Source organism: Pseudomonas fluvialis (assembly GCF_002234375.1).
Lineage (GTDB): Bacteria > Pseudomonadota > Gammaproteobacteria > Pseudomonadales > Pseudomonadaceae > Aquipseudomonas > Aquipseudomonas fluvialis.
Window position 1 is genome coordinate 50,257 of the sequence record NZ_NMQV01000011.1, and the last position, 25,529, is coordinate 75,785.

At 63.2% G+C, this 25,529-nt stretch carries 28 protein-coding genes; 7 read left to right on the forward strand and 21 right to left on the reverse strand.

What is annotated here, in order from left to right:
* Positions 1–13 precede the first annotated feature (13 nt).
* The 3 genes from CFY91_RS06465 to bacA all read right to left on the reverse strand — a co-directional run bounded on the left by CFY91_RS06465 (position 14) and on the right by bacA (position 2,045).
* Entirely contained in the window at positions 14–652 is a 639-nt protein-coding gene (locus tag CFY91_RS06465; RefSeq protein ID WP_093985533.1) for an OB-fold-containig protein, read from the reverse strand.
* A gap of 63 nt (positions 653–715) precedes the next feature.
* Positions 716–1,411, reverse strand: a complete 696-nt coding sequence (locus CFY91_RS06470) for a PspA/IM30 family protein (RefSeq protein WP_093985534.1) — start codon at positions 1,409–1,411, stop codon at positions 716–718.
* Between the two features lie 19 nt (positions 1,412–1,430).
* Positions 1,431–2,045: a biofilm formation regulator BacA gene (gene bacA, locus CFY91_RS06475; protein ID WP_093985535.1), complete on the reverse strand. Its 615-nt coding sequence runs from the start codon at positions 2,043–2,045 to the stop codon at positions 1,431–1,433.
* A gap of 182 nt (positions 2,046–2,227) precedes the next feature.
* Between bacA and CFY91_RS06480 the strand changes: the two genes are divergently transcribed.
* Complete coding sequence (locus tag CFY91_RS06480; RefSeq protein ID WP_229727108.1) at positions 2,228–3,445, forward strand: CaiB/BaiF CoA transferase family protein; 1,218 nt, start codon at positions 2,228–2,230, stop codon at positions 3,443–3,445.
* Positions 3,446–3,449: 4 nt separating this feature from the next.
* A complete protein-coding gene (locus CFY91_RS06485; RefSeq protein ID WP_165765307.1) occupies positions 3,450–4,088 on the forward strand; it encodes a 2'-5' RNA ligase family protein in 639 nt (212 codons plus the stop codon).
* On the opposite strand, the gene CFY91_RS06490 is transcribed toward CFY91_RS06485, so the two are convergent.
* On the reverse strand, positions 4,069–4,548 hold the full coding sequence (locus CFY91_RS06490; protein WP_093985564.1) for a nuclear transport factor 2 family protein: 480 nt from the start codon (positions 4,546–4,548) through the stop codon (positions 4,069–4,071). The genes CFY91_RS06485 and CFY91_RS06490 overlap by 20 nt on opposite strands.
* Before the next feature lie 113 nt (positions 4,549–4,661).
* On the opposite strand from CFY91_RS06490, the gene CFY91_RS06495 reads away from it, so the two are divergent.
* Complete coding sequence (locus CFY91_RS06495) at positions 4,662–5,621, forward strand: GlxA family transcriptional regulator (protein WP_093985538.1); 960 nt, start codon at positions 4,662–4,664, stop codon at positions 5,619–5,621.
* Positions 5,622–5,674: 53 nt separating this feature from the next.
* Here CFY91_RS06495 and thrC read toward each other — a convergent pair whose 3' ends face one another.
* From thrC to ffh, 10 genes are all read right to left on the reverse strand, one after another.
* On the reverse strand, positions 5,675–7,084 hold the full coding sequence (gene thrC, locus CFY91_RS06500) for a threonine synthase (RefSeq protein WP_093985539.1): 1,410 nt from the start codon (positions 7,082–7,084) through the stop codon (positions 5,675–5,677).
* Positions 7,085–7,098: 14 nt separating this feature from the next.
* Complete coding sequence (locus CFY91_RS06505) at positions 7,099–8,403, reverse strand: homoserine dehydrogenase (protein WP_093985565.1); 1,305 nt, start codon at positions 8,401–8,403, stop codon at positions 7,099–7,101.
* A gap of 113 nt (positions 8,404–8,516) precedes the next feature.
* On the reverse strand, positions 8,517–9,251 hold the full coding sequence (locus CFY91_RS06510; protein ID WP_093985540.1) for a thioredoxin fold domain-containing protein: 735 nt from the start codon (positions 9,249–9,251) through the stop codon (positions 8,517–8,519).
* Positions 9,252–9,327: 76 nt separating this feature from the next.
* Entirely contained in the window at positions 9,328–10,233 is a 906-nt protein-coding gene (gene xerD, locus CFY91_RS06515; RefSeq protein ID WP_093985541.1) for a site-specific tyrosine recombinase XerD, read from the reverse strand.
* A gap of 4 nt (positions 10,234–10,237) precedes the next feature.
* Complete coding sequence (locus CFY91_RS06520; RefSeq protein WP_093985542.1) at positions 10,238–10,657, reverse strand: acyl-CoA thioesterase; 420 nt, start codon at positions 10,655–10,657, stop codon at positions 10,238–10,240.
* A 139-nt stretch (positions 10,658–10,796) separates the two neighbouring features.
* Positions 10,797–11,147, reverse strand: a complete 351-nt coding sequence (rplS, locus tag CFY91_RS06525; RefSeq protein ID WP_093985543.1) for a 50S ribosomal protein L19 — start codon at positions 11,145–11,147, stop codon at positions 10,797–10,799.
* A gap of 43 nt (positions 11,148–11,190) precedes the next feature.
* Complete coding sequence (gene trmD, locus CFY91_RS06530) at positions 11,191–11,934, reverse strand: tRNA (guanosine(37)-N1)-methyltransferase TrmD (protein WP_093985544.1); 744 nt, start codon at positions 11,932–11,934, stop codon at positions 11,191–11,193.
* A 15-nt stretch (positions 11,935–11,949) separates the two neighbouring features.
* Positions 11,950–12,486, reverse strand: coding sequence for a ribosome maturation factor RimM (gene rimM, locus CFY91_RS06535; protein WP_093985545.1), 537 nt, complete (start codon positions 12,484–12,486; stop codon positions 11,950–11,952).
* Positions 12,487–12,494: 8 nt separating this feature from the next.
* Positions 12,495–12,746: a 30S ribosomal protein S16 gene (gene rpsP / locus CFY91_RS06540; RefSeq protein WP_093985546.1), complete on the reverse strand. Its 252-nt coding sequence runs from the start codon at positions 12,744–12,746 to the stop codon at positions 12,495–12,497.
* A gap of 134 nt (positions 12,747–12,880) precedes the next feature.
* Complete coding sequence (gene ffh, locus CFY91_RS06545) at positions 12,881–14,254, reverse strand: signal recognition particle protein (protein WP_093985547.1); 1,374 nt, start codon at positions 14,252–14,254, stop codon at positions 12,881–12,883.
* Positions 14,255–14,393: 139 nt separating this feature from the next.
* On the opposite strand from ffh, the gene CFY91_RS06550 reads away from it, so the two are divergent.
* The gene (locus CFY91_RS06550; protein WP_093985548.1) at positions 14,394–15,194 is read left to right on the forward strand and encodes a cytochrome C assembly family protein; all 801 of its coding nucleotides are present in this window, start codon (positions 14,394–14,396) and stop codon (positions 15,192–15,194) included.
* A gap of 9 nt (positions 15,195–15,203) precedes the next feature.
* Positions 15,204–16,487, forward strand: a complete 1,284-nt coding sequence (locus CFY91_RS06555) for an HlyC/CorC family transporter (RefSeq protein WP_093985549.1) — start codon at positions 15,204–15,206, stop codon at positions 16,485–16,487.
* Here the strand turns inward: CFY91_RS06555 and CFY91_RS06560 are convergent.
* Genes CFY91_RS06560 through CFY91_RS06580 form a run of 5 tightly spaced genes read right to left on the reverse strand, consistent with a single transcriptional unit; the run spans position 16,464 to position 19,789 of the window.
* Complete coding sequence (locus CFY91_RS06560; RefSeq protein WP_229727113.1) at positions 16,464–17,189, reverse strand: SGNH/GDSL hydrolase family protein; 726 nt, start codon at positions 17,187–17,189, stop codon at positions 16,464–16,466. The genes CFY91_RS06555 and CFY91_RS06560 overlap by 24 nt on opposite strands.
* The gene (gene purT / locus CFY91_RS06565; protein WP_093985550.1) at positions 17,186–18,367 is read right to left on the reverse strand and encodes a formate-dependent phosphoribosylglycinamide formyltransferase; all 1,182 of its coding nucleotides are present in this window, start codon (positions 18,365–18,367) and stop codon (positions 17,186–17,188) included. The genes CFY91_RS06560 and purT overlap by 4 nt, the downstream gene beginning before the upstream one ends.
* A gap of 10 nt (positions 18,368–18,377) precedes the next feature.
* Positions 18,378–18,632 (reverse strand): DUF1289 domain-containing protein, encoded by a 255-nt coding sequence (locus CFY91_RS06570; RefSeq protein WP_371870487.1) that lies wholly within the window; start codon positions 18,630–18,632, stop codon positions 18,378–18,380.
* On the reverse strand, positions 18,632–19,156 hold the full coding sequence (locus CFY91_RS06575) for a gamma carbonic anhydrase family protein (RefSeq protein ID WP_093985552.1): 525 nt from the start codon (positions 19,154–19,156) through the stop codon (positions 18,632–18,634). The genes CFY91_RS06570 and CFY91_RS06575 overlap by 1 nt, the downstream gene beginning before the upstream one ends.
* A gap of 30 nt (positions 19,157–19,186) precedes the next feature.
* Positions 19,187–19,789: a CoA pyrophosphatase gene (locus tag CFY91_RS06580; RefSeq protein WP_093985553.1), complete on the reverse strand. Its 603-nt coding sequence runs from the start codon at positions 19,787–19,789 to the stop codon at positions 19,187–19,189.
* 111 nt (positions 19,790–19,900) lie between these two features.
* On the opposite strand from CFY91_RS06580, the gene CFY91_RS06585 reads away from it, so the two are divergent.
* Together CFY91_RS06585 and CFY91_RS06590 are read left to right on the forward strand one after the other, a co-directional pair.
* A complete protein-coding gene (locus CFY91_RS06585) occupies positions 19,901–20,455 on the forward strand; it encodes an NUDIX hydrolase (protein WP_093985554.1) in 555 nt (184 codons plus the stop codon).
* Between the two features lie 37 nt (positions 20,456–20,492).
* Complete coding sequence (locus tag CFY91_RS06590; RefSeq protein WP_093985555.1) at positions 20,493–20,990, forward strand: L,D-transpeptidase family protein; 498 nt, start codon at positions 20,493–20,495, stop codon at positions 20,988–20,990.
* 66 nt (positions 20,991–21,056) lie between these two features.
* On the opposite strand, the gene CFY91_RS06595 is transcribed toward CFY91_RS06590, so the two are convergent.
* Together CFY91_RS06595 and purL are read right to left on the reverse strand one after the other, a co-directional pair.
* Positions 21,057–21,374, reverse strand: a complete 318-nt coding sequence (locus tag CFY91_RS06595) for a YqfO family protein (protein ID WP_093985556.1) — start codon at positions 21,372–21,374, stop codon at positions 21,057–21,059.
* A gap of 230 nt (positions 21,375–21,604) precedes the next feature.
* Positions 21,605–25,501 carry a phosphoribosylformylglycinamidine synthase gene (gene purL / locus CFY91_RS06600; protein WP_093985557.1) on the reverse strand — a complete coding sequence of 1,299 codons (3,897 nt, stop codon included), beginning with the start codon at positions 25,499–25,501 and terminating at the stop codon, positions 21,605–21,607.
* Between the last annotated feature and the right edge of the window lie 28 nt (positions 25,502–25,529).

Below are 25,529 nucleotides of genomic sequence, written 5' to 3' on the forward strand. Positions count from 1 at the left end.
CGTGAGTCAGGGCTCAGCGTCCCTGGAACTCGTCCTCGGTAATGACCCGGTAGGCGTGCTCGCCCTCCAGATACTCCAGCAACACCACACGGTCGCCCCGTTTGAAGCCGCGCGCTTCGTCAGCCCGCACTCGCAGGATCAGGCCGGCGCCACCATCTTCCAGCACGGCCTCACCATGCTGCAGAGTGACTCGCCCGCTACGCACTACGGCGATTTGCCCCAGCACCGATTTACTGGTGGTGGCTTGCAGCTTGAGGAACAGCGGACGTAGCGGGCGACACAGCAGCGCACTGGGCGGCACCGCCAGGGCCAGGGCAGCCAGCGCCACCAGCAAGCCCAACGGATAGCGCAGCACGCCCAGCGGCAGATGGCTGAGCAGCAACAGTTCGACGAAATAGCTCGCCAGCCAGGCGAAGAAGAACAGCAGGCTGAGCACCAGGGTCACCGGTACGCCATTCAGCCCGAGGCGCAGCAACAGCCCGGCCAGCCCTTCCGGCTGCACGGAGTCCAGTGCGGAATCCGCCTCGATATCCAGCAGATCGACTTCCAGAATGCCCAGCGCGGCCACACACCAATAGAGCATGGCCAGACACATCAGAAAGCTGAACAGCACCGTTGGAAACGACAGTGCGGTCTGCACAAAAACGTCCATGACTCTCCCTTTCCCTGACGGCAACGGCGGGCCAAGCAGCCCGCCGGCAACTAACGCGTGAACTCAGTCGCCCTGGCGTCCCTTGAGGCGCGCCAGAACGGCCTCGGCACTGCTCGACTCGGCGAGAATCCCGGCTTCACGCAGCTTGGCCTGCAGGCTGTCGTCCGGGGCACTGCCAGCGGCCAGCTCATCGGCGGCCTGCATGCGCGCCGCCCGCTCGGCCTGCTGCTGTTTGATTCGCTCCAGCGACTCTACCGCCGTGTGCAGCTTGGCCTGCGAACCACCATAGCGCTGGGCTACCGCCAACTGGGCCTTCTGCACGCTTTCGGTAGCCTTGACCATGTCCACCTGCTGCTTGAGGCGCTTGATGTTTGCCTCGGCCTGGCCGACCGCACGGCGCAGTTGCTCGACACTCGCCGCATAGGCCTGGTTGTGCTCCTGCTCGGCCGCCTGCTCGCTCTCCAGCTGGGCAATCTTCTCTGCCACTTCGTGAGCCAGCGACTGGTTACCGGCCTGCAGTGCCTTCAGCGCATAGTTTTCGTACTCGGCCACCTGCGCCGCTACCTTGGCCACCCGCTCAGCCGCCAGCTTCTGCTTGGCCATGATCTCGGCCAGCGCTTCACGTGAACGGCGCAGCTCCAGGTCGGCATCACGGATTTCCTGATCGAGGATTCGCAAGGCCTGGCTATCCACCACCGCCTCACCCATTTCGTTGGCACCACCACGCAGCGCCGTCAGCAGTTTGCTCCAGACGTTCATCGCATCTCTCCTTGCAGGCTCAGGCCTTGAGGAAGCCTTCGTAGGCTTCAGTGGCTTTGATCACGTTGTCGGCCAGCAGCTCGATCTCCAGGAGGATATCGGCCAGCCCCGAGGAAGCGCTCAACGCGCCGAACATGGTGTAGCCCTCACGCCCATCAGCCAGCTTCTCCAGGCCGATCGACGACAACGGGAAGAGCTTGTGGGTGCGCAGCACTTCCTCGTTGAAGGCCACCAGGTCGCGCACATCGTCAGCTGGCCAGAGCAACGCCTCGACGATGATCTGCTCGCCATACACGGCGACGAACAGCGGCAGATCGCCGTATTCGCGCATGCACAGATGCAAACTGGCATCCGCACCCTGAATCAGCTCGACCGTTGCCTGGCCAGAGACAAACAGCGGCGCCGCCAGTAATGCATCGTGCAATGCCTGGGCAGTCCATACCTGGGGTCTTTGCATACCTTCCTCCTTTTCCATAGAAGCCAGCATCGCGCGAGGCTGGCGCAACCTACGCTCGAACGCCAGCAACTGCGGGGCGTGCTCGGGCAGTATCCACACCTCCTTCTTGACCAGCCCCTGCTCACGCAGGCGCTGGCGATACAGACGCTGATAATGTGCTGACGATTTGCTTTCCATGGCGGCAGCCTAACCACTTACATGTAATGAATCAATCCATCACATGTAAGTTTTTCTGAAGAACCATCCGGGGCGGCCATTAAACCCCAGAAGGCCCCACCCCAGCGCCAACTAGGTCGCAAGCAGAAAACCCGGCCAGCACTTCGCATCGCCAGCCCGATGGCTTAGGCTTGCCGCCATCCATGCCTCCCGGAACCCTTGCCATGCAGCACGACAAGCCCCTCGCCGGCCTCAAGGTCATCGAACTCGGCAGCCTGATCGCCGGCCCCTTCGCCTCGCGGATTTGCGCCGAATTCGGCGCCGAGGTCATCAAGGTCGAATCACCCGAAGGCGGCGACCCTTTGCGCAAATGGCGCAAGCTCTATGAAGGCACCTCGCTGTGGTGGCTGGTACAGGCGCGCAACAAGCGCTGCATAACCCTCAACCTCAAGCACGAGGCAGGCCGCCAGGTACTCAGGGAGCTACTCGCCGGGGCAGACATCCTGATCGAGAACTTCCGCCCCGGCGTGCTGGAGAAACTCGGCCTCGGCTGGGACGAGCTGCATGCACTCAACCCCAGGCTGGTCATGCTGCGCCTGTCTGGCTTCGGCCAGAGCGGGCCGATGAAGGACCAGCCGGGCTTTGGCGCGGTCGGCGAGTCGATGGGCGGCCTGCGCTACATCACCGGCTTCGCCGACCGCCCGCCGGTACGCACCGGCATCAGCATCGGCGACTCCATTGCCGCCCTGTGGGGGGTGATTGGCGCGCTGATGGCGCTGCGCCAGCGCGAAGTAAATGGCGGCCTGGGCCAGGTGGTGGACGTGGCGCTCTACGAAGCGGTGTTTGCCATGATGGAATCGATGGTCCCGGAGTTCGATGTATTCGGCTTCATCCGTGAGCGCAGCGGCAACATCATGCCCGGCATCACTCCGTCGTCCATCCACACCTGCGCCGACGGCAAACACATCCAGATCGGCGCCAACGGTGATGCGATCTTCCAGCGCTTAATGCGCGCCATTGGCCGCGACGACCTGGCCGATGCCCCCGACCTGGCCGATAACGCCGGCCGCGATGCGCGCCGCGACGAACTCTACGGGGTGATCGACCGCTGGGCCGCCAGCCTGCCGCTGGCCGAGGTGGAGGCCGTGCTGCTGCGCGCCGAGGTGCCGGCCAGCCGCATCTATTCGGCCGCCGACATGTTCAACGACCCGCAGTTCCTGGCCCGCGAGATGTTCCTCAGCGCACGCCTGCCGGACGGCCAGCCCTTCCGCATGCCGGGTATTGTCCCCAAGCTCAGCGCGACCCCCGGCAGCGTAGCGTGGACCGGGCCGGCGCTCGGCGAACACAACCAGCAGGTGCTCGGCGAGCTCGGCTACGATGCCGCGCAGATCGCCGCACTGCGCGCACAGGGCGCGATCTGAGCAGATGCGCCAGATCGACGCCGCACAGTTTCCCCGGCACACGCTGCCGGCGGAGCTGCGTGACTACCCGCGGTGGCATCGCGGCCGCCCGCACTACGCGGTGTGGATGGTCGAGGTGCAGCAGCCCGCACTGCTTGCCTATATCCAGCACCTGCAGGAACAGCTGGCCGATCTGCTGCACCCACCCGGCGCGCGCCAGCCGCACCTGACCCTGTTCGTCTGCGGCTTCCCGCAGGCCAACCAGCGCTACGCTGACGACTTCACCCCGGCCCGGCTCGACAGCCAGTTGCAGCACCTGCGCCCGCGCGCTGGCAGCGCCTGCGTGCTACCCCTGGGCGCAGCGGACAGCTTTGCCAGTGCCGCCTTCATTCCCGTGTACGACCCGCAACAACACCTGGCCAACTGGCGCCAGGCGCTCGCCGCCGGCAGCCGGGAAATCCGCCAGGCCGAGTACATCGCCCACATCACCCTGGGCCTGTATCGCCAGCGCATCGCCGCCGCCACCCTGCGCCAGCGCCTCGCCGCACTGCCCATGCCACAGCATGCGCTGCAGGTAGAGCGCCTGGACTACGCCCATTACGCCAGCAGCGATCAATTCAGCCGCCTAGAGCGCCAACTGAGTATTAGCCTGGCGCCGCGCTAGCACGCCAGGCAGCCAGCCCCGCACGCGCCTGGCGACGTACCTGCCCTTGCAGCCAGGGTGTCCAGCCCAGCCACCAGCCCGGCGCACCCAGGGCCTGGCGCGCCCAGCGCCAAACAGCGAAATGATCACGGTGCTCGACAATCAAGCCATCGCGCAGTACGAACTCGCCACGAATCCGATTGTTCACCCAACGTCCGCTGCGACTGAATCGATAGCGCGCCTGCCAGTCCACCCGAGCACGCTGCACAGTGGCCTCGCGCACCTGGAAGGTCACCTGCAAGCCCTCCGCACGCGCACACAGCATGCGCCACATATCGCCCACCTCAGCCCCCTGCAGCGTACCGAAGGCCGGATCATGAAAGCGCGCCTGCGGGTGATAGCAGGCCGCCATGGCCTCGCCATCCCCACGCTGCAGGGCCTGGTAGAAACGTTGCAGAACGGCGAGCGAAGCAGCGTGCATGAAGGTCATCTCCTCGACAGAGGAGCACAGTATGCGCAGTCATTCAGGTGTACGGCTATTGGCGATAATGACAACTTTATGATGATAATCGCCAAGGTCATCGAGGAGCCTCCATGCTGTCCGTCTGCCTGTACGTCTGCCCGCATACTGTGCTGTCCAGCCTGGCGCAGGCTTATGAATGCTTCCAACTGGCCAACCAGCTCAGCGCGCAGCCGCTCTTCAAGCTGCAGCGCTTCAGCCAGGACGGCCAGCCCGTACGCCTGGCTTACGCCCTGCTGGATGTCGAAGGAGGACTCGAGGTGGCCGAAACAGCCCATCTGGTGATGCTCCCGGCCACCGGCAGCGACCAGGCAACCGTTCGCCAAGCCAACGGCACACTGCTCAACTGGCTGGCCAGACGCCCCGCCGAACAGGGCCTGGCCAGCCTGTGCAGCAGCGCCTTCCTGCTCGCCGAAGCCGGCCAGCTGGATAGCTGCCAGGCGACCACCCACTGGGCACTGGCCGGTCAGTTTCGCCAACGCTACCCGCAGGTACAGCTACGCAGCCAGCAACTGTTCTGTGCCAGCGGGCAACGCTTCAGCTCCGCCGGCGCACAGGCAGCCGTCGATCTCTGCCTGCACCTTGTCGAGCTGCATGGCGGCCCATGGCTCGCCGAACAGGTGGCTGGCGCACTGGTCGTCGAACGCCAGCGCGGCAGCCAGAGTCGCCTGCAACCGCTGCTGCCCAGCCCGCGCCAGGATGATCCCGCACTGCTGGAACTGCTGCGCTGGCTGCAACCACGCTATGCCGAACCCATTGATCTGGCGAACATGGCGGCACGCCTACATTGCTCGCCACGCACCCTGCTGCGGCGTTTCCGCCATGCCACCGGACTGACACCCCTGGCCTACCTGCAACGCCTGCGCATCCTGGCCGCCCAGCAAGCCCTGCGCCACCCCGGCACACGCCTGGAGGACATCGCCAGTGCCGTGGGCTATGCCGACCGGGCCAGTTTCAGCCGCCTGTTCAAGCACGTCTGCGCAGAAACCCCGGCCGCCTATCGACGTCGTCTCACGGCCGCCAGCAGGCCCTGAAAGGCAAAAAAAACCGGCCCACCAGGGGCCGGTCTTCTAGCACGGCAAGCGACTCAGAGCGGCTTGCCGCGGTTGCCATGGGCAGCGACGAACTGCTGCACCTGGGCCAGGTCATTGGCCAGCACGGTGCAACGTTCCTCGCGCTGGAACAGATCGGCCAGATGCGCCGGCAACTCCAGCGGCTTGCTGATGCCCGCCTGCTCCACCGCATCGGGGAACTTGACCGGATGCGCGGTACCCAGGGTGACCATCGGCAGGCTCAGGCTGCGCCGGCATTCGCGCGCAGCACGCACGCCGATCGCAGTATGCGGGTCGAGAATCTCGCCACACTGCGCATAGACCTCGGCGATGGTCGCGCAAGTCTGCGCGTCATCCACCGCCAGCGAATCGAACAGGCGGCGCGCCTCGCTCCAGCGTTCGTCAGCCACGGCCAGCTGGCCGGTAGCCTTGAAGCCATCCATCAGACGAGCCACTTCCGCGCCGTTACGACCATGCAGGTCGAACAGCAAGCGCTCGAAGTTCGACGAGACCATGATATCCATGGACGGCGACAGGGTCGGGTGCAGGGTGTCCTTGTCGTAGCGGTTGCCACTCATGAAGCGGTGCAGGATGTCGTTGCGATTGGTCGCCACGATCAACTGATTGATCGGCAGGCCCATGTTGCGCGCCAGGTAACCGGCGAAGATATCGCCGAAGTTGCCGGTCGGCACCGAGAACGCCACCGAGCGCGCCGGACCACCGAGCTGCAAGGCCGCATGGAAGTAGTAGACGATCTGGGCCATGATCCGCGCCCAGTTGATCGAGTTGACCGCAACCAGACGGGTGCCCTTGAGGAAACCCTGGTCGGCGAAGCTGGCCTTGACCATCTCCTGGCAGTCGTCGAAGTTGCCTTCGATGGCGATGTTGTGGATGTTCTCACCCAGGATGGTGGTCATTTGCCGGCGTTGCACCTCGGACACGCGGTTGTGCGGGTGCATGATGAAGATGTCGACGTTTTCGCAGGCCTTGCAGCCTTCGATGGCCGCCGAACCGGTGTCGCCGCTGGTGGCGCCCATGATCACCACGCGCTCGTTGCGCTTGGCCAGCACATGGTCAAGCAGGCGGCCGAGCAGCTGCAGGGCGAAGTCCTTGAAGGCCAGGGTCGGGCCGTGGAACAGCTCGAGCACCCACTCGTTGCTGTCCAACTGACGCAGCGGCGCTACCGCCTGGTGGGCGAACACGCCGTAAGTCTCTTCAAGAATTTTCTTGAAATCGGCATCGGCGATGGAGCCGGCGACGAACGGGCGCATCACCCGGAAGGCCAGCTCGTGGTACGGCAAATCCGCCCAGGAAGCAATTTCCTCCTGCGTAAAGCGCGGCAGGTTTTCCGGCACATAGAGGCCGCCGTCGCTAGCCAGGCCAGCCAGCAGCACATCTTCGAAGTTCAGGGCCGGTGCCTGGCCACGGGTACTGATATAGCGCATGGTGCTCGCCCTTCTTAATTCAGGTGCTCGACGCGGATACGCATGACCGGGCCAGACACGTCGGCCAGGGCTTCCAGCGCGTTGATCGCGTCGTTCATGGATTGTTCGGTCACACGGTGGGTAAGGAGAATCAGCGGCACCAGACCGTCCTGCTCCTCGGCTTCCTTCTGCATGATCGACTCGATGTTGATGCCACGCTCGGAGAGGATGGTCGCCACCTTGGCCAGCACACCCGGACGGTCCTGCACCTGGATGCGCAGGTAGTAGGCGCTCTGGCACTCGGCGATCGGCAGGATCGGGTGATCGGACAGCAGATCGGCCTGGAAGGCCAGGTGCGGCACGCGGTTCTGCGGATCAGTGGTCAGCGCACGGACCACGTCGATCACGTCAGCCACCACGGCAGAAGCGGTCGGTTCCATGCCAGCGCCGGCGCCGTAGTACAGGGTGCTGCCGACAGCATCGCCATTGACCATCACCGCATTCATCACGCCGTTGACGTTGGCGATCAGGCGGTCGGCCGGGATCAGCGTCGGGTGCACACGCAGCTCGATGCCTGCTTCGGTGCGGCGAGCCACACCCAGGTGCTTGATGCGGTAGCCCAGCGCTTCGGCGTAGTTGACGTCGGCACTGGTCAGCTGGGTAATGCCCTCGGTGTAGGCCTTGTCGAACTGCAGCGGAATACCAAAGGCAATGGACGCCAGGATGGTCAGCTTGTGGGCGGCATCGATACCCTCCACGTCAAAGGTCGGATCGGCTTCGGCATAACCCAGCGCCTGCGCTTCTTTCAGCACATCAGCGAAGGCCCGGCCTTTCTCACGCATCTCGGTGAGGATGAAGTTGCCGGTGCCGTTGATGATGCCGGCCAGCCAGTTGATACGGTTGGCGGCCAAGCCCTCGCGGATCGCCTTGATCACCGGGATACCACCCGCCACAGCGGCTTCGAAGGCGACGATGACGCCCTTTTCGCGGGCCTTGGCAAAGATCTCGTTGCCATGCACGGCGATCAGTGCCTTGTTGGCGGTGACCACGTGCTTGCCATTCTCGATGGCCTTGAGCACCAGCTCCTTGGCAATGGTGTAGCCACCGATGAGCTCGATGACGATATCGATTTCCGGGTTGTTGACCAGCTCGAAGACGTCGGCGGTGATGGGTGTAGCGCCGGTATCGCACTTCGGGTTGGTGTCACGCGCGGCAATCTGGGCAACGACAATGCCCCGCCCGGCACGGCGGGCAATCTCCTCGGCATTACGTTTGAGTACATTGAAGGTACCGCCACCGACGGTACCCAAGCCACAGATGCCTACTTTCACCGGTTTCACGCTGAAACTCCCCATCATCACTGCAAAAGCAGCCGTGGCGAGCCTCGGCTGCAGGAAAAGAGCCGCACCTTACGAAGCGGCAGATCGTTAGTCAACGAAGGCCGCAGCCCGGCTTAGCGGGCTTGCAAGGCCAGTTTCGCCAACTGCGGCGCCGGCTGGTAACCCGGAATCATCTGCCCGTTGGCCAGGACGATCGCTGGCGTGCCGTTGACGCCAATGCTCTGGCCGAGCAGGAACTGCTTGTCGATCGGGTGCGCACAACTGGCCGCAGGAATCTCCTGACGCGCCTTGGCCTGGTTCATGGCCTCTTGTGGATTCTTGGCACACCAGACATTGACCAGCGTGTTGTAGCCATGACTACCCGGCCCCTGGCGCGGGAAGGCCAGATAGCGCACTTCGATGCCGCGACGATTGAGCTCCGGCACCTCGCTGTGCAGCTTCTGGCAATAGCCACAGTCGGTGTCGGTAAACACCGTGATATGCGTCTTGCGCTCGCCCACCGCCTTGAACACGACCATGTCGGCCGCAGGCAGGCCATTGATTTCGCGAGCGATGCCCTGGGCTTCCAACTGTTCGGTGAGGTTGCGCGGGCTACCCTGCTCCGGCAATTCGAACAGGTAGCCCTGCATCAGATAACGCCCATCGGCACTGGCATACAGGACCCGGCCGCCCTTGAGCTGCACCTGATACAGACCTTCCAGCGGACTGGGCTCGATCTGCTCGATCACCAGGTCCGACTGCAGTTTTCCCAGGGCCTGACGGATGTTCTGTTGAGCATCGGCGGCATGTACGCCAGCGACGATGGCAAGGCCCAGCGCAGCAGTGGCCAGGCGACGGAAAACAGCCATGAATTACTCCTATGCAAAGTCGCGCAAGCCTATCACAGAAGCGGCATGGCGCGTTGTCGGGCGCGGCAAATGGCAATCAACCACGCGGGTGATGCGCGGCATGCAGCGCCTGCAGGCGGGCCTTGGCCACATGGGTATAGATCTGCGTGGTGGACAGGTCGCTATGCCCGAGCAACAACTGCACAACACGCAGGTCAGCGCCATGGTTGAGCAGGTGGGTGGCAAAGGCATGACGCAGGGTATGCGGCGACAACGGTTTGAGAATACCGGCATGGCGCGCATGCAACTTGATGCGGTGCCAAAAGGTCTGGCGGGTCATCTGCTCGCCACGCTGGCTGGGGAACAGCACGCTGCTCGGCCGCCCAGCCAACAACAGGCCCCGCGCCTCGGCCTGATAACGCTGCAGCCAGATCAGCGCCTCCTCGCCCAACGGCACCAGGCGCTCCTTGCTGCCCTTGCCCAACACGCGCAGCACGCCCTGGCGCAGGTTGATCTGCTCCAGACTCAGCGCCACCAGCTCGCTGACTCGCAGACCGCAGGCATACAGCACTTCGAGCATGGCACGGTCGCGCAAGCCCAGCGGCTCGGCAATGTCCGGCGCCGCCAGCAACGCCTCAACCTCAGCTTCGGAAAGGCTCTTCGGCAAGGGCTTGCCCAGCTGTGGCAACTCCACCTGCAGGGTAGGATCCTCGTCGATCAGCCGCTCACGCAGCAGATAGCGATAAAAGGTACGTAGCGCCGACAGCAGGCGCGCCGTCGATCGTGCCTGATAGCCCTGCTGCAAACGCCAACCGAGGTGATCAAGAATCGCCTCACGACCCGCCTGACGCAGGCTGCTGCCGCGACCGGCCAGCCACAGCGCAAAGCCTCGCAAGTCCGTCAGGTAGGCGTTGCGCGTGTGCGGCGACAAGCCACGTTCCAGCCACAAGCTGTCGATGAACTCGCGCAGCAGTTCCTGCTCGTCGTCGGACAGCGCCGTCATCGCCTCAGCCTTCGCCCAGGTTATCCGCCAGCACCGGAATCGGCCGGTTATCGGCACCAATGGCCACGAAGCTGAAGACACCACTGATCGCCCGCTCGCGGCCCGTCCCGTACATCTCCTCGACGAACACCTCGACCTCAACCTTGAGGCTGGTATTACCCACTTTGATCACCCGGCCAATCAGCTCGACGATCGAGCCGGCAGCAATCGGATATTTGAAGTCGATGCGATCAGAAGACACGGTAACCAACGGCAAGCGACAGAAACGCGTGGCGGTCACGAAAGACACTTCATCCATCCAGGCCAGCGCCGTACCACCGAACAGGGTGTTGTGATGATTGGTGGTAAAGGGAAACACCGTCTTGACCACCCGGCTTTCCGACAGCGCCATACGACGCTGGATTTCTGCTTCTCGGCTCGACATGCCCACTCCCACCTTGCAAAAAACCATTGTGCCGTTACTCGCGGAGCGCCTACCAGCACCTGCAACACCGCGTTTACGCCAAATGACGGACAACAAAAAGGCAGCCCGAGGGCTGCCTTTTGCCAAGCAAAGCGGGTACTTAAACCAGCTTCTCCTTGATGCGCGCGGCCTTGCCGGACAGCGCACGGAGGTAGTACAGCTTGGCCTTGCGTACGTCACCGCGACGCTTGACGCTGATGCTGTCGACCAGCGGCGAGTAGGTCTGGAAGGTACGCTCCACGCCCACGCCGTTGGAGATCTTACGCACGGTGAACGCGCTGTTCAGGCCGCGGTTACGCTTGCCGATCACAACACCTTCATAGGCCTGCAGACGCTGACGGTCGCCTTCCTTCACTTTTACCTGAACGATCACGGTGTCGCCGGGGGCGAAAGCCGGGATCTCTTTGTTCATCTGTTCAGCTTCGAGTTGCTGAATGATCTTGTTGGTCATTTCCTGCTCCTAAGGCCGGCCATCGGGGCCTGCCATCGATACGTTATCTATCGTCCTGCTGGCGGATGAATTCCGCCAGCAGCGCTTGTTCTTCTCCAGAAAGCGAGCGGCAATCCAGAAGATCGGCACGACGTTGCCAGGTTCGCCCGAGGGCCTGTTGCAAACGCCAGCGCCGGATGTGTTCATGGTTGCCGCTGAGCAGCACCTGTGGAACACGTATTCCCGCATACACCTCCGGTCGTGTGTAGTGCGGGCAATCGAGCAGGCCATCGCTGAACGAGTCCTCCTCGGCGGAGTCCGCGTGGCCCAAGGCCCCGGGAAGCAACCGCGTTACCGCATCGATCAGCACCATGGCCGGCAGCTCACCACCGGACAGCACATAGTCGCCAATCGACCATTCCTCATCGACATGGGTTTCAATGAAACGCTCGTCGATCCCCTCATAGCGGCCTGCGATGAGGATCAGCGCCTGATTCTGCGCCAATGCCCGCACCCCCGCCTGCTTCAAGGGCTGCCCCTGCGGCGAAAGGTAGATAACCTTGGCCTGCGATCCCGCCGCTTGCCTGGCCGCTGCCAAGGCGCGCTCGAGGGGCTCGATCTTCATCACCATGCCGGGGCCACCGCCGAAGGGCCGATCATCCACAGTGTGGTGGCGATCTTCGGTGTAGCTGCGCGGATTCCAGCAGTTCAGCCGAAGCAAACCCTGCCTGACCGCACGGCTGGTAATGCCGTACTCGCTGATGGCCGCGAACATCTCGGGAAACAGCGTGATGACTTCAACCTGCATGAGACACCGGCAAAGTCAGAATTCCGCATCCCAGATGACCTGCATCTCCCCGCTAGCCAGGTCGATACGCTGCACACACTGCTCGGTATAGGGCAGCAAGCGCTCGCGATCATCCAGACTGCCCGGGCAGGGCTTGACCACCAGTACATCATTGGCGCCGGTTTCCAGCAGATGGTCGACCCGGCCGAACAGATGTCCGTCCTGATTGATCACCCGCAGACCCTGCAACTGGTACCAGTAGTATTCACCATCGTCGAGCGACGGCAACAAGGCGCGCGGCACACAGATCTCGAAGCCGGCGTAAGTACGCGCCACCTCACGATCATCCAGACCACGCAGCTTCGCCACCAGGACCTTGCCCTGCAGGCGACCACTGACCAGTTCAACCTCTTTGCGCTCGCCGTCACGCTGCAGGATCCAGCAACGATAGTCGAGCAGGTTGTCCAGCGGATCGGTAAAGGAATACACCTTTATCTCACCGCGAATGCCATGCACCGAAACAATCTTGCCGAGGACGATGAGGTCTTCGGCCGGGGCCGGCACAGTATTCATAAGCGTGCTCAGGCAGCAGCCTTGGCAGCTTCCTTCAGCAGCTGAGCAACACGCTCAGACGGCTGCGCGCCCTGGCTCAGCCAGTAGCTTACGCGCTCCTGGTTGACCGACAGCTTGACTTCAGCGCCAGTCGCAACCGGGTTGAAGAAGCCAACGCGCTCAACAAAACGACCGTCGCGCGCATTGCGGCTGTTGGTCACGGTCAGGTGGTAGAACGGGCGCTTCTTGGAGCCGCCGCGAGCGAGACGAATAGTTACCATGTGAACTTCGTTCCTGTAGGTGCTTGCAAAACCAAATGCCACACCGGGCCCTAGTGCCCGAAAGGCCGCGTATTCTAAGAGCTAAAGCGTCAAGCCGCAAGCGCCAAGGCCGGCAAGCCGTTGACGCGCCTCTCTCAAAGCTTCGGCAGGCCGCCCGGCATCATGCCGCCGAGACCGCGCATCATCTTGGCCATGCCGCCCTTGGCAGTGAATTTCTTCATCATTTTCTGCATCTGCTTGTGCTGCTTGATCAGCCGCCCGACGTCCTGTACCTGGGTGCCGGAACCCAGGGCAATACGCCGCTTGCGCGAGCCGCTGATGATTTCCGGATCACGACGCTCCGCGGGCGTCATCGAGTTGATGATCGCCTCCATCTGCTTGAACTGCTTCTCCGCAGCCCCCTGGGCACCCTCGATCTTGCCCAGGTTGACCCCGCCAATCGACGGCAGCTTGTCCATCAGGCCACCGAGGCCGCCCATGTTCTTCATCTGCTGCAACTGATCGCGGAAGTCCTCAAGGTCGAAGCCTTTACCTTTCTTAAGCTTCTTGGTGAGCTTCTCGGCCTTCTCGCGATCCAGGTTCTGTTCGGCCTGTTCAATCAGGCTGAGCACGTCACCCATACCCAGGATGCGCGACGCCACGCGATCCGGATGGAAGGGATCGAGCGCCTCGCTCTTCTCGCCCATGCCGAGAAACTTGATCGGCTTACCGGTGATCGCCCGCACCGAAAGCGCCGCACCGCCGCGCGCATCACCATCCACCTTGGTCAGCACCACGCCGGTCAGCGGCAGTGCCTCATTGAAGGCCCGCGCAGTATTGGCGGCATCCTGGCCGGTCATGGCATCGACCACGAACAGCGTCTCCACCGGCCGGATAGCCGCATGCAGTTGCTGGATCTCGGCCATCATTTCGCTATCGATAGCCAGGCGACCCGCCGTATCCACCAGCACCACATCGATGAACTTGAGCTTGGCCTCACGAATGGCTGCTTCGGCAATCGCCACCGGCTTTTGCGAAACATCCGACGGAAAGAAGGTGACCCCTACTTCGCCCGCCAGGGTTTCCAGCTGTTTGATAGCTGCCGGACGATAGACGTCCGCCGACACCACCATGACCGACTTTTTCTTACGCTCTTTAAGGAAGCGCGCCAACTTGCCCACGGTAGTGGTCTTGCCGGCACCCTGCAGGCCCGCCATGAGAATCACTGCCGGCGGCGCTGCATTCAGCGCCAGGTCCTCATTGGCCGAGCCCATCATGGCTTCCAGTTCGGCCTGGACGATCTTCACGAAGGCCTGGCCCGGCGTCAGGCTTTTGGACACCTCGCTACCGACGGCACGCTCCTTGACCTTGGCCACGAAGTCCTTGACCACTGGCAGCGCCACATCGGCCTCAAGCAGGGCCATGCGCACTTCGCGCAGCGTGTCCTTGATATTGTCTTCACTGAGCTTGGCCTTGCCGGTGACATGGCGAAGCGTCTGGGAAAGGCGATCTGTGAGATTGTCGAACATGAAGATTCCTTTGCGCGGGACTGCGGCAGGGCGGCAAGTATACCCAAGAGCAGCAGCAGCCAACACCGCCCGTGCTCTTTCACCGTTGCCCGGTTATATGCCAAACTGGCCGCCTTCTGAGCTCGCCAGACAAGGACTTATGCACTCGTTGCTACCCAGCCTGATCGCCGCCGTTCTGTATCTCGGCGCCGCCGGCTACCAGATCTCCCACCTCAGCCGCCGCCTGCGCCCCAACACGCGCCTGCTCTGTGGCCTTGGCCTGCTCGGCCTGCTGAGCCACATGCTCAGCCTGTCGCAGCATCTGTTGCCCAATGGCCAGCTACATCTGGAATTCTTCAACGCCGGCAGCCTGGTCAGTGCCACCGTCATTCTGCTGACCCTGCTGGCCAGCTTCAGGATGCCACTGGAAAACCTGCTGATTCCTCTGCTACCGATGGGCGCCCTGACCGTACTCGGTGCGCAATTCGCACCGAGCGGCAGCAGCAATCCACTGACCCACCAGCCTGGCGTGATGCTGCACATCCTCCTGTCGATCTGCGCCTACGGCCTGCTGACCATCGCCATGTTCCAGGCCCTGCTCCTGCAACTGCAGGATCACCAACTGAAGAACAAGCACCCATCGGGACTGATTCGTAACTTCCCTCCCCTGCAAACCATGGAAAGCCTGCTGTTTGGCTTCCTCTGGGCGGGCTGGGGTCTGCTTACCCTGTCACTGCTCTCCGGCTGGCTGTTCATGGAAAACATGATGGCCCAGCACCTGGCCCACAAGACACTCCTCTCCGGCTTTGCCTGGATCGTCTTCGCTGGCCTGCTGTGGGGGCGCTGGCAGCTCGGCTGGCGCGGACATACAGCCATCCGCGGCACCCTGGCCGGCTTCTGCCTGCTGATGCTGGCCTACTTCGGCAGCAAGCTGGTTCGTGAATTCATCGTTCACCTCTGATTCCCACGCGTGGACGACATGCACACTACCTACCTGTTTGGCCTGCTGGTCTTTTTGATCATTTGCTCGGCGTTTTTCTCCAGCTCCGAGACAAGCATGCTCAGCCTCAACCGCTATCGCCTGCGCCATCTCGATCGCCAGGGACACCGCGGAGCACGACGCGCCACGCGCCTGCTGGAGCGCCCTGATCGCCTGCTGGGGACCATCCTGGTCGGCAACAACATCGTCAACATCCTCGCCGCATCGATCGCCACGGTGTTGGCCGTGAACATCTGGGGCGAGGCCGGGATTGCCGTGGCCACGGCAGTCCTGACCGTGGTGGTACTGATCTTCGGCGAGATCACCCCGAAGACCCTGGCCGCCCTGCGCCCAGAGCTGGTGGCTTTCCCCGCCAGCCATGTACTGCTCATGCTGCAACGCCTGCTTTATCCGGTGGTATGGACGACCAGCGCAATCAGTAATGTCTTGCTGCGCCTGCTGGGTATCGACCCGGCGCAGCGCCACGGCGAACACCTCTCCACCGAGGAGTTACGCAGTGTGGTCCGGGAGGCCGGCAGCAGCCTGTCACCCAGCCGGCAGAACATGCTGCTGGGCGTACTCGACCTGGAAATGATCCGCGTCGACGACATCATGGTGCCGCGCCACGAGGTGCAAGGCATCGATCTGAATGACAGCCTGGAACATATCAGCGAACAACTGCGCAACACCCCCTATACCCGCTTACCGGTCTACCGCGGCGACATCAATCAAATCGAAGGCGTAGTGCATATGCGCCAGGTCGCCAGCCTGCTGACCAATAACCAGCTGAGCAAGGACACGCTGCTGTCCGCCTGCCGCCCCCCCTACTTCGTCCCGGAAAGCACTCCGCTGTCGGTTCAGCTGCTCAATTTCAAACAGCACAAACGGCGCATTGCCATCGTCGTCGATGAATACGGCGATGTCACCGGCGTAGTCACCCTGGAAGACATCCTGGCAGAAATCGTCGGCGAACTCAGCCCGCCCAGCCCCGGCGAACCCGAGGAAATCCATCCCCAGACCGACGGCAGCTATATCATCGAAGGCAGTACCAACCTGCGTGAACTGAATCGCCAACTCGATTGGGAACTGCCCTGCGACGGCCCCAAGACGCTCAACGGGCTGATAACCGAAGCCCTGGAAAGCATCCCGGAGAGCAGTGTCTGCCTGCAGATTGGCGACTATCGCCTGGAAATCCTCGACGCTGCCGGCAATCGGGTCAGCCGCGCACGCGCCTGGCGCGCCAGCCAGCAATCAGCGCAGACGCTCGATCAGTAGTGGCGCCAACCCTCTGGCCCACTGGCGATAACCCAGGGCCGAGGGATGGTAGCCATCACGCGCCAGGTAGTCCGCGGAAAAGCCCAACGCCACCGCGCAATGCAGCCAGCCATGGCGCTGCGCCAGGCCACGCAGCCCACGATCCAGCAGCCAGCCACGCCAGCCCAACCACTGCCTGAGCAACCAGGGCAAAGCGCTGAAGTGCTGCAACGGCGGCACTGCACTGATCGCCACCAGCGCGCCCTGCTGCTCGCCCTGTTCAGCCAGCTGACGCATGGCCGCCAGCCAACGCCGGACCGAACCAGGGTGGGTGGTGTCGTTGACACCAAATACCAACAACAGGATATCCACCGGCTGCGCCGGCATGCCGGGCAACAGGCGCTGGCAGGCCTGTTCGGCACGGATACCGTTCTCGCCCAGCGCCTGCCAGCTCACCGGGCGACGCAAGCCCTGTGCGAGACATGCGGCCAATTGCGCAGCCAGCGCTTCAGAGTGCCGGGCAACGCCCACCCCGGCCACCGGCGACTCGCCGAGCACCAGCAAACGCAGAGGCTCGCCGCCATCCCCCTCGACCAAGCCCTGCGGCTCACCGCCGGCTACCGGCAAACGCAAGGCACGGCGCCGGGTCAACCAGGCCAACGGCAGCAACAGCGGCGCCAATAGCAGGCTGCACAGCCACCAGGCCGCCAGCCCCAGGCTCACAGCTCGACCCGCACCGTTTGGGCCGCGCGTCCGGCCTTGGCACGCGCCAACTCCACGGATTCATCTCGCGCCAGGCTGACGCCCATGCGCCGCTGACCGTCTACCTCCGGCTTGCCGAACAGTCGCAATGCCGTATCCGGCTCCGCCAGCGCTTCGCGCAGATTACCGAAGCTGACCTGCTGCGATTGTCCCTGCACCAGAATCACCGCCGAAGCGGAGGGCCCCAACAAGCGAATGTGTGGAATCGGCAGGCCGAGAATCGCTCGCGCATGCAGGGCAAATTCGGAAAGATCCTGCGAGATCAGGGTAACCAGCCCCGTATCGTGCGGACGCGGCGAAACCTCGCTGAACCACACCAGGTCGCCCTTGACGAACAGTTCTACGCCAAACAGGCCGCGCCCACCCAGTGCATCGGTAACCTGCCGAGCAATTGCTTCGGCACGCTGCAGTGCCAGTGCCGACATGGCTTGCGGCTGCCAGGACTCGTGGTAATCACCGGCCACCTGGCGATGGCCGATCGGCGCACAGAAATGCGTACCGTCGATATGCCGGACGGTCAGCAGGGTGATTTCGTAGTCGAAGTCGACAAAACCCTCGATGATCACCCTTCCCCGTCCCGCCCGTCCGCCTTCCTGCGCGTACTGCCAGGCGCTTTCCAGCTGCTCCGCCGCACGCAGCAGGCTTTGTCCCTTGCCGGAGGAGCTCATCACCGGCTTGACCACGCAGGGGTAACCGATATCGGCAACCGCCGCGGCATATTCGGCATAACTGTCGGCAAAACGATAGGTAGAGGTGGGCAGCCCCAACTGCTCAGCCGCCAGGCGGCGAATCCCCTCACGATTCATGGTCAGGTGTGCAGCGCGGGCTGTCGGTACCACGCAAAAGCCTTCTGTTTCCAGCTCCAGCAAGGTGGCCGTGGCGATGGCCTCGATCTCCGGGACGATATAGTGCGGTTGTTCGTTCTCGACCACCGCACGCAGCGACTCGGCATCAAGCATGTCGATCACATGACTACGATGCGCCACCTGCATCGCCGGGGCGTCCGGATAACGATCGACCGCGATCACCTCGCAACCCAGGCGCTGCAGTTCGATGACCAACTCCTTGCCCAGCTCACCGGCGCCACACAGCAATACGCGGGTCGCTGTAGGTGACAGAGGCGTTCCAATACGCGGCATGACAGGTTCCTCAATAACAGGTCTGGTTGCACTGGGCCGTGCAATTGGCGCAATCACCACTGGCGCTGGGCGCCACCTCGATCAGCACACCGGCTGCCCGCGCCCGTGCATTGCACATCTGCAGTACACGCCGTCGTTCGTGATTGTCCATACGTCCCCAGCGGCGGATCTCATCGGCACTGCGATGGCAACCGATGCACACATCCTCTTCATCCAGCGAACAGATCTGCACGCAGGGCGAGGCCACCGGCTTTTCGTCAAGCATCACAGCGTTTGCTCCTCAAGTTCACGGGCGTAGCGCTGGGCGTTGTGCACGTAATGCGCGGCACTGGCTTCCAATAGTTTTTTCTGCTGATCACTCAGTTCACGGACCACTTTACCGGGGCTCCCCATCACCAGGCTGCCGTCGGGAATCACCTTGCCTTCGGCAATCAGCGCATTGGCGCCAATGATGCAGTTCCGGCCGATACGCGCGCCATTGAGGATGACTGCATTGATACCGATCAGGCTGTAGTCGCCGACACTGCAACCATGCAGCATGGCGTTATGACCCACCGTCACCCCCTTGCCCAGGGTCAGCGGAAACCCCATATCGGTATGCATGACCGCACCGTCCTGCACATTGCTGTGTTCGCCAATGTCGATCAGCTCGTTGTCACCACGCAATACCGCGTTGAACCAGACGCTGGCACCGGCCTGCAGGCGCACCTTGCCTACCAGCACGGCATTGGGTGCCACCCAGCTCTGCGGGTGCAGCTCGACACAGGCCTCACCCAGTCGGTAGATCATCAGCTTGTCCTCTCCTCGGCGCCGCCCGACTCAACGCAGGCGGATGTACGAAGCCGGCTCGCGATCCAGGCGAATATCGGCGTCGTACAGCAGGTTAACCAGCTCAACCACCATGATCGCGGTCAAGCCCCAGATTTTATAGTCATTGTACTGGTAGCTGGGCACATACCAACTACGTCCCTGATAATCGATACGGTGCGTGACTTCCCGCGGATCTTCACGAAAAAACGCCAGCGGCACACTGAACACTGCGGCAATCTCCGCATCATTGGGCTGGTACTCGACGAAGTCCGGCACCACGCCCACATAGGGGGTGACCTTGATGCCAAAGCGCGAAACCAGCGGACTGAGCGGCCCTACCACTTCCACCAGGCCAGGCGGCAGGCCGATCTCTTCCTCACTTTCACGCAACGCGGTACGCAGCAGGTCGTGATCCCCGGGGTCACGCCGACCACCGGGAAACGCCACCTCGCCACCATGCGTGGACAGATGACTGGCACGCAGGGTCAGCACCAGCTGCGGATCATCGCTACGGGTAATAGGCACCAGCACCGCCGCCTCAGGCAACCCGGCAGGCGCCGGCAAGACCTGCGGCCGATAGTTCTGCACCCGTTGCAACAACTCATCCAGCATAGCGATACCTGGCAGGACAGATGGCCCGTCATCTTGGCATGATTGCCGGACACACCCAAGCCCTGCCCGGGCGTACCAGCGGGCAGCCCTGTATAGCCAGCGGAGTTGTCGATGAACTACTGCAGTCACTGTGGTCACCCCGTGCAACAGCAGATACCACCCGGCGACAATCGCCTGCGCCATGTCTGCAGCCAGTGTCATCAGGTGCACTACCAGAACCCGCGAATCGTCGCCGGCTGCCTGCCAGTCTGGCAGCAGCAGGTGCTGCTGTGCAGGCGCGCCATTGCTCCGCGCCAGGGCTACTGGACACTCCCTGCCGGGTTCATGGAAAACGGCGAAACGGTCCAGCAGGCCGCCATCCGCGAAACCCTTGAGGAAGCCTGCGCACGAGTCGACCAGCTGCAGCTCTACAGCCTGTTCGACCTGCCGCACATCGGCCAGGTGTACATGCTGTTCCGTGCCGAACTGTGCGACCTCGACTTCGCCCCAGGCACCGAGAGCCTGGAAGTGCGGCTATTCGACGAAGCGCAGATTCCCTGGCCAGAACTGGCTTTCCCGACCATCGGCCGCACCTTAGAATGCTACTTCGAAGATCGTCGCCGGCAGCACTTCCCGCTGCGCCACGCCACATTGGGCGTACCACGCGACGGGCACACCTCACCATGAGCGCCGTTGGCGCACACTTGTTCGGGATCCGTTCTGCATGCGCTGGCTGTTCGTTCTGCTCTGCCTCACCCTCAGCACCAGCCTGCAGGCCAATGCCGAACTCAAACACGCCCGTATCGACAAGGTGCTGGTACTGAAGAGTGAACGCCAGCTGCAGCTGATCGAGCGCGGCCGGGTGATCAAGCAGTACCGTGTGTCGCTGGGCAAGCAACCGGTGGGCCGCAAGCTGCGCGAAGGCGACCTGCGCACCCCGGAAGGCTTCTACTGGATCGACTGGCGGCGCCACAGCGAGAAATACAACCTGTCCATGCACATTTCCTACCCCAATGCGGCAGACCTGGCGCGTGCCAAGGCCGCTGGCGTGAAACCGGGCGGCATGATCATGCTGCACGGCACACCACTGGACGAGGAATACCCGGAGTGGTTCTTCCATACCCTGGACTGGACGGAAGGCTGCATCGCCCTGAAGAACGACGATATGCGCGAGCTATGGAAATACGTGCGCGACGGTACGCTGATTGAAATCAGGCCCTGAACCAGCGACCAGGGCGACGGCCCTGGCAGCCGATCAGCGGCATTCACTCAGGTGCACAAACACCATTCAGAACTGCAGATCCGACAAACGCCAGACCTCGAAGGCCGGTGTCTCATAGGGATGGGCCTGTTTGAGCGCCTTGACGGCGGCATGAATCAGCTCATCGGCTACTAGCATTTCCACCTTCCACTCGGCCACCTGCTGCACTACCCCCGTCTCGCCAATAAACGGCTGACTGCCAGGCAACGGGCGAAACTGCCCCTGCCCCAACACCTGCCAGCAACACGCTTCGTAGTTGCCAATGCGTCCGGCACCACTGGCAAAAACCGCCTGTTTGACCGCCTCGACATGGGTGTCCGGGACAAAGAAGCACAACTTGTACATGGCGATCTCCAGCCGCTAGAAAGAGGGACAATGCCTGCCCTGATGGCCATTGGCCAGCGCGCTACTCTGCCATGCGCTGCCGGTAAAAACTACCCGAAGAGGCCAACAGGCACAGCCCGCGCGAAGCGCGCCGCACCGACGGCGCCTGCACGAATGACCACGACGCCCTAGAAAAAATCCCCCGGCGGCTCGCACCGACGGGGGATTCATGTCTGCCCAGCTGCAGGTGATCAGTCCACCCACGCCCGTGCGTTACGGAACATGCGCATCCAGCCGCCGTCCTCCTGCCACTCATCCGGCCGCCAGGAGTTCTGCACAGCGCGGAACACCCGCTCCGGGTGCGGCATCATGATGGTTACGCGGCCATCGCGGCTGCTCAGGCCGGTGATGCCGCGCGGCGAACCATTGGGGTTGGCCGGGTAAGCTTCGGTGACCTTGCCATGGTTGTCGATGTAGCGCAGCGCCACGTAACCGGACAGGTCGGCTTCGAGCAGCGCCTCGGCACTCTCGAATTCCGCATGCCCTTCACCGTGGGCAATGGCGATTGGCAAACGCGAACCGGCCATGCCCTGCAGCAGAATCGACGGCGACTCCTGTACCTGAACCATGGCCACCCGCGCCTCGAACTGCTCGGAGCGGTTACGCACAAAGTGCGGCCAGTGCTCGGTGCCCGGAATCAGCTCGTGCAGATTGCTCATCATCTGGCAGCCATTGCACACGCCGAGGGCGAAGCTGTCCTTGCGGGCAAAGAACGCCTCGAAGGCCTCGCGGGCACGCCCATTGAACAGGATCGATTTGGCCCAGCCTTCACCAGCGCCCAGCACGTCACCGTAGGAGAAGCCACCGCAGGCTACCAATCCCTTGAATTGCTCCAGGCTGAGACGGCCACTGAGGATGTCGCTCATGTGTACGTCGATCGCACTGAAGCCCGCGCGGTCGAAGGCCGCGGCCATTTCCACCTGACCGTTGACACCCTGCTCACGCAGGATGGCAATCTTCGGGCGCACCCCGGTATTGATGTAGGGCGCAGCGACATCCTGATTGACGTCGAACGACAACTTGACGTGCAAGCCCGGATTTTCTTCATCGAGCAGCGCGTCGAATTCCTGATCGGCACACTCGGCGTTATCGCGCAGACGCTGGATGCGATAGCTGGTTTCGCTCCACTGGCGCTGCAGCAGTCGACGCTCGCCGGTGTAGACCGCGACACCGTTGTAGCGGATCTGCACCTCGCCGCCGCTGCGCGGCTCGCCCACGCGCACCAGGCAGTCGGCCAGCCCGGCCTCGGCAAAGGCGGCCAGCAGCGCATCGCGGTCCGCCTGACGCACCTGCAGCAACGCCCCCAGCTCTTCGTTGAACAGCGCAGGCGCCAGCTCATCGGGCTGACGCACCAGGCCATCGAGCTGCAACTGCAGGCCGCAATGGCCGGCGAAGGCCATTTCCAGCGCACAGGCCAGCAAACCGCCGTCGGAGCGGTCATGGTAGGCCAGCAGGCGGTCCTGCTGGTTGAGCTGCTGGATCACCGCGAAGAACGCCTTGAGGTCCTCGGCGCTGTCCACATCCGGCACCTGCTGACCGATCTGGCTGTAGGTCTGCGCCAGGATCGAACCGCCCAGACGGTTCTTGCCGCGCCCCAAATCGACCAGCCACAGCTCGCTGTCGCCCTTGTCCAGACGCAGCTGCGGGGTCAGGGTGCGGCGGATGTCCTGCACCGGCGCAAAGCCGGAAATCACCAGCGACAGCGGCGCCGTCACGCTCTTGTCCTGGCCATCTTCCTGCCAGCGGGTCTTCATGGACATCGAGTCCTTGCCGACCGGAATGGTGATGCCCAGTGCCGGGCACAATTCCATGCCGACCGCCTGCACCGTGTCATACAGACGGGCATCCTCGCCCGGGTGGCCGGCAGCGGCCATCCAGTTGGCCGACAGCTTGATGTCGGACAGCTTGCCGATGCGCGCCGCCGCCAGGTTGGTAATGGTTTCGCCAACCGCCATGCGCCCGGAGGCCGGCGCATCGAGCAGGGCCAGCGGGGTACGCTCACCCATCGCCATGGCTTCGCCGGTGTAGACGTCGAAGCTGGTCGCGGTCACCGCCACATCGGCCACCGGCACCTGCCAGGGGCCGACCAGCTGGTCGCGCGCCACCAGGCCGGTGATGCTGCGGTCGCCAATGGTGATCAGGAAGTTCTTGCTGGCCACTGCAGGATGGCTAAGCACGCGTTGAATCGCCTCGTCCAGCGGCACGCCGCGGCCATCGAAGGCATCGCCCTGCTCGGCCTCGCGGGTGACGCTGCGGTGCATGCGCGGCGGCTTGCCAAGCAGCACGTTGAGCGGCATGTCCACCGGCTTGTTGCCGAAGTGGCTGTCGCTGACCGTCAGGTGCGGCTCGGCAATGGCTTCGCCGACCACCGCGAAGGGGCAGCGCTCGCGTTCGCAGATCGCCTGGAAGCGCGCGAAATCGGCGGCGTCCACCGACAGCACGTAGCGTTCCTGCGACTCGTTGCACCAGATTTCCAGTGGGCTCATGCCCGGCTCGTCGTTGGGCACGTTGCGCAATTCGAAGCGACCACCGCGGCCGCCGTCGTTGATCAGCTCCGGCAAGGCGTTGGAGATACCGCCGGCACCCACGTCGTGGATGAACTTGATCGGGTTGGCGTCACCCAGCTGCCAGCAGCGGTCGATGACCTCCTGGCAACGCCGCTCCATTTCCGGGTTCTCGCGCTGCACCGAGGCGAAGTCGAGATCGGCGGCACTGGCGCCGGTGGCCATCGAGGAGGCCGCACCGCCACCCAGGCCGATCAGCATCGCCGGGCCGCCGAGCACGATCAGCTTGGCACCGACGCTGATTTCGCCCTTCTGCACATGGTCGGCGCGGATGTTGCCGAGGCCACCCGCCAGCATGATCGGCTTGTGGTAACCACGCACTTCTTCACCACGCGGGCTGCTTACCGCCTGCTCGAAGGTACGGAAATAGCCGGTCAGCGCCGGACGGCCGAATTCGTTGTTGAACGCGGCACCGCCCAGCGGGCCCTCGATCATGATGTCCAGCGCGGTGACGATGCGCTCGGGCTTGCCATAGGGCTTCTCCCAGGGCTGCAGGAAACCCGGGATGTTCAGGTTGGATACGCTGAAGCCGGTCAGGCCGGCCTTGGGCTTGGCGCCACGACCGGTGGCACCCTCGTCGCGGATCTCGCCGCCGGAGCCGGTGGAAGCCCCCGGGAACGGCGCGATGGCGGTCGGGTGGTTGTGCGTCTCGACCTTCATCAGGATGTGCACCGGCTCGACGCTGGCAGCGTATTCGCCGGTCGCCGGGTCCGGATAGAAACGCCCGGCGGTGAAGCCCTCGATCACCGAGGCGTTGTCCTTGTAGGCGGACAGCACGCCTTCGCGGTGCATCTCGTAGGTATTCTTGATCATGCCGAACAGGGATTTTTCCTGGGCCTGACCATCAATGTCCCAGCTGGCGTTGAAGATCTTGTGCCGGCAGTGTTCGGAGTTGGCCTGGGCAAACATCATCAGCTCGACGTCGTGCGGGTTGCGGCCCAGCTCGCTGAAGCTTTTCACCAGGTAGTCGATTTCATCCTCAGCCAAGGCCAGGCCCAACGTCTGGTTGGCCTGCTCAAGCGCGACACGCCCACCACCCAGGATATCCACCACGGTCAGCGGCTTGGGCTGTGCGTGACTGAACAGGCCGGCGGCCTGTTCCAGGCTGCTTAGCACCTGCTGGGTCATGCGGTCATGCAGCAGCGCCGCCAGCTGCGCAAGCGCCGCGTCATCCAGCTCGCCGCTCACGTAGTAGGCAATACCACGTTCGATACGCTGCAGTTTGTCGAGCCCGCAATTGCGGGCAATGTCAGTCGCCTTGCTCGACCAGGGCGAGATGGTGCCAAAGCGCGGCACACAGAGGAACAGCCGGCCACTGGGCTCCTGTACCGGCACGCTGGGCCCGTACTTGAGCAAGCGCTCGAGCACCTGCTGCTCGTTGCCATCGAGCGCCTCACGCAGCTCGGCGAAATGCGCGAACTCGGCGTACAGCCCGGTTACCGCCGGCACTTTGCTGGTCAGTTGCTCAAGCAATTTGCCGTGGCGGAAGGCGGAAAGAGCGGGTGCGCCGCGCAGGATCAACATCGAGACAGCCTCTGTAAAAAAGGGTGTG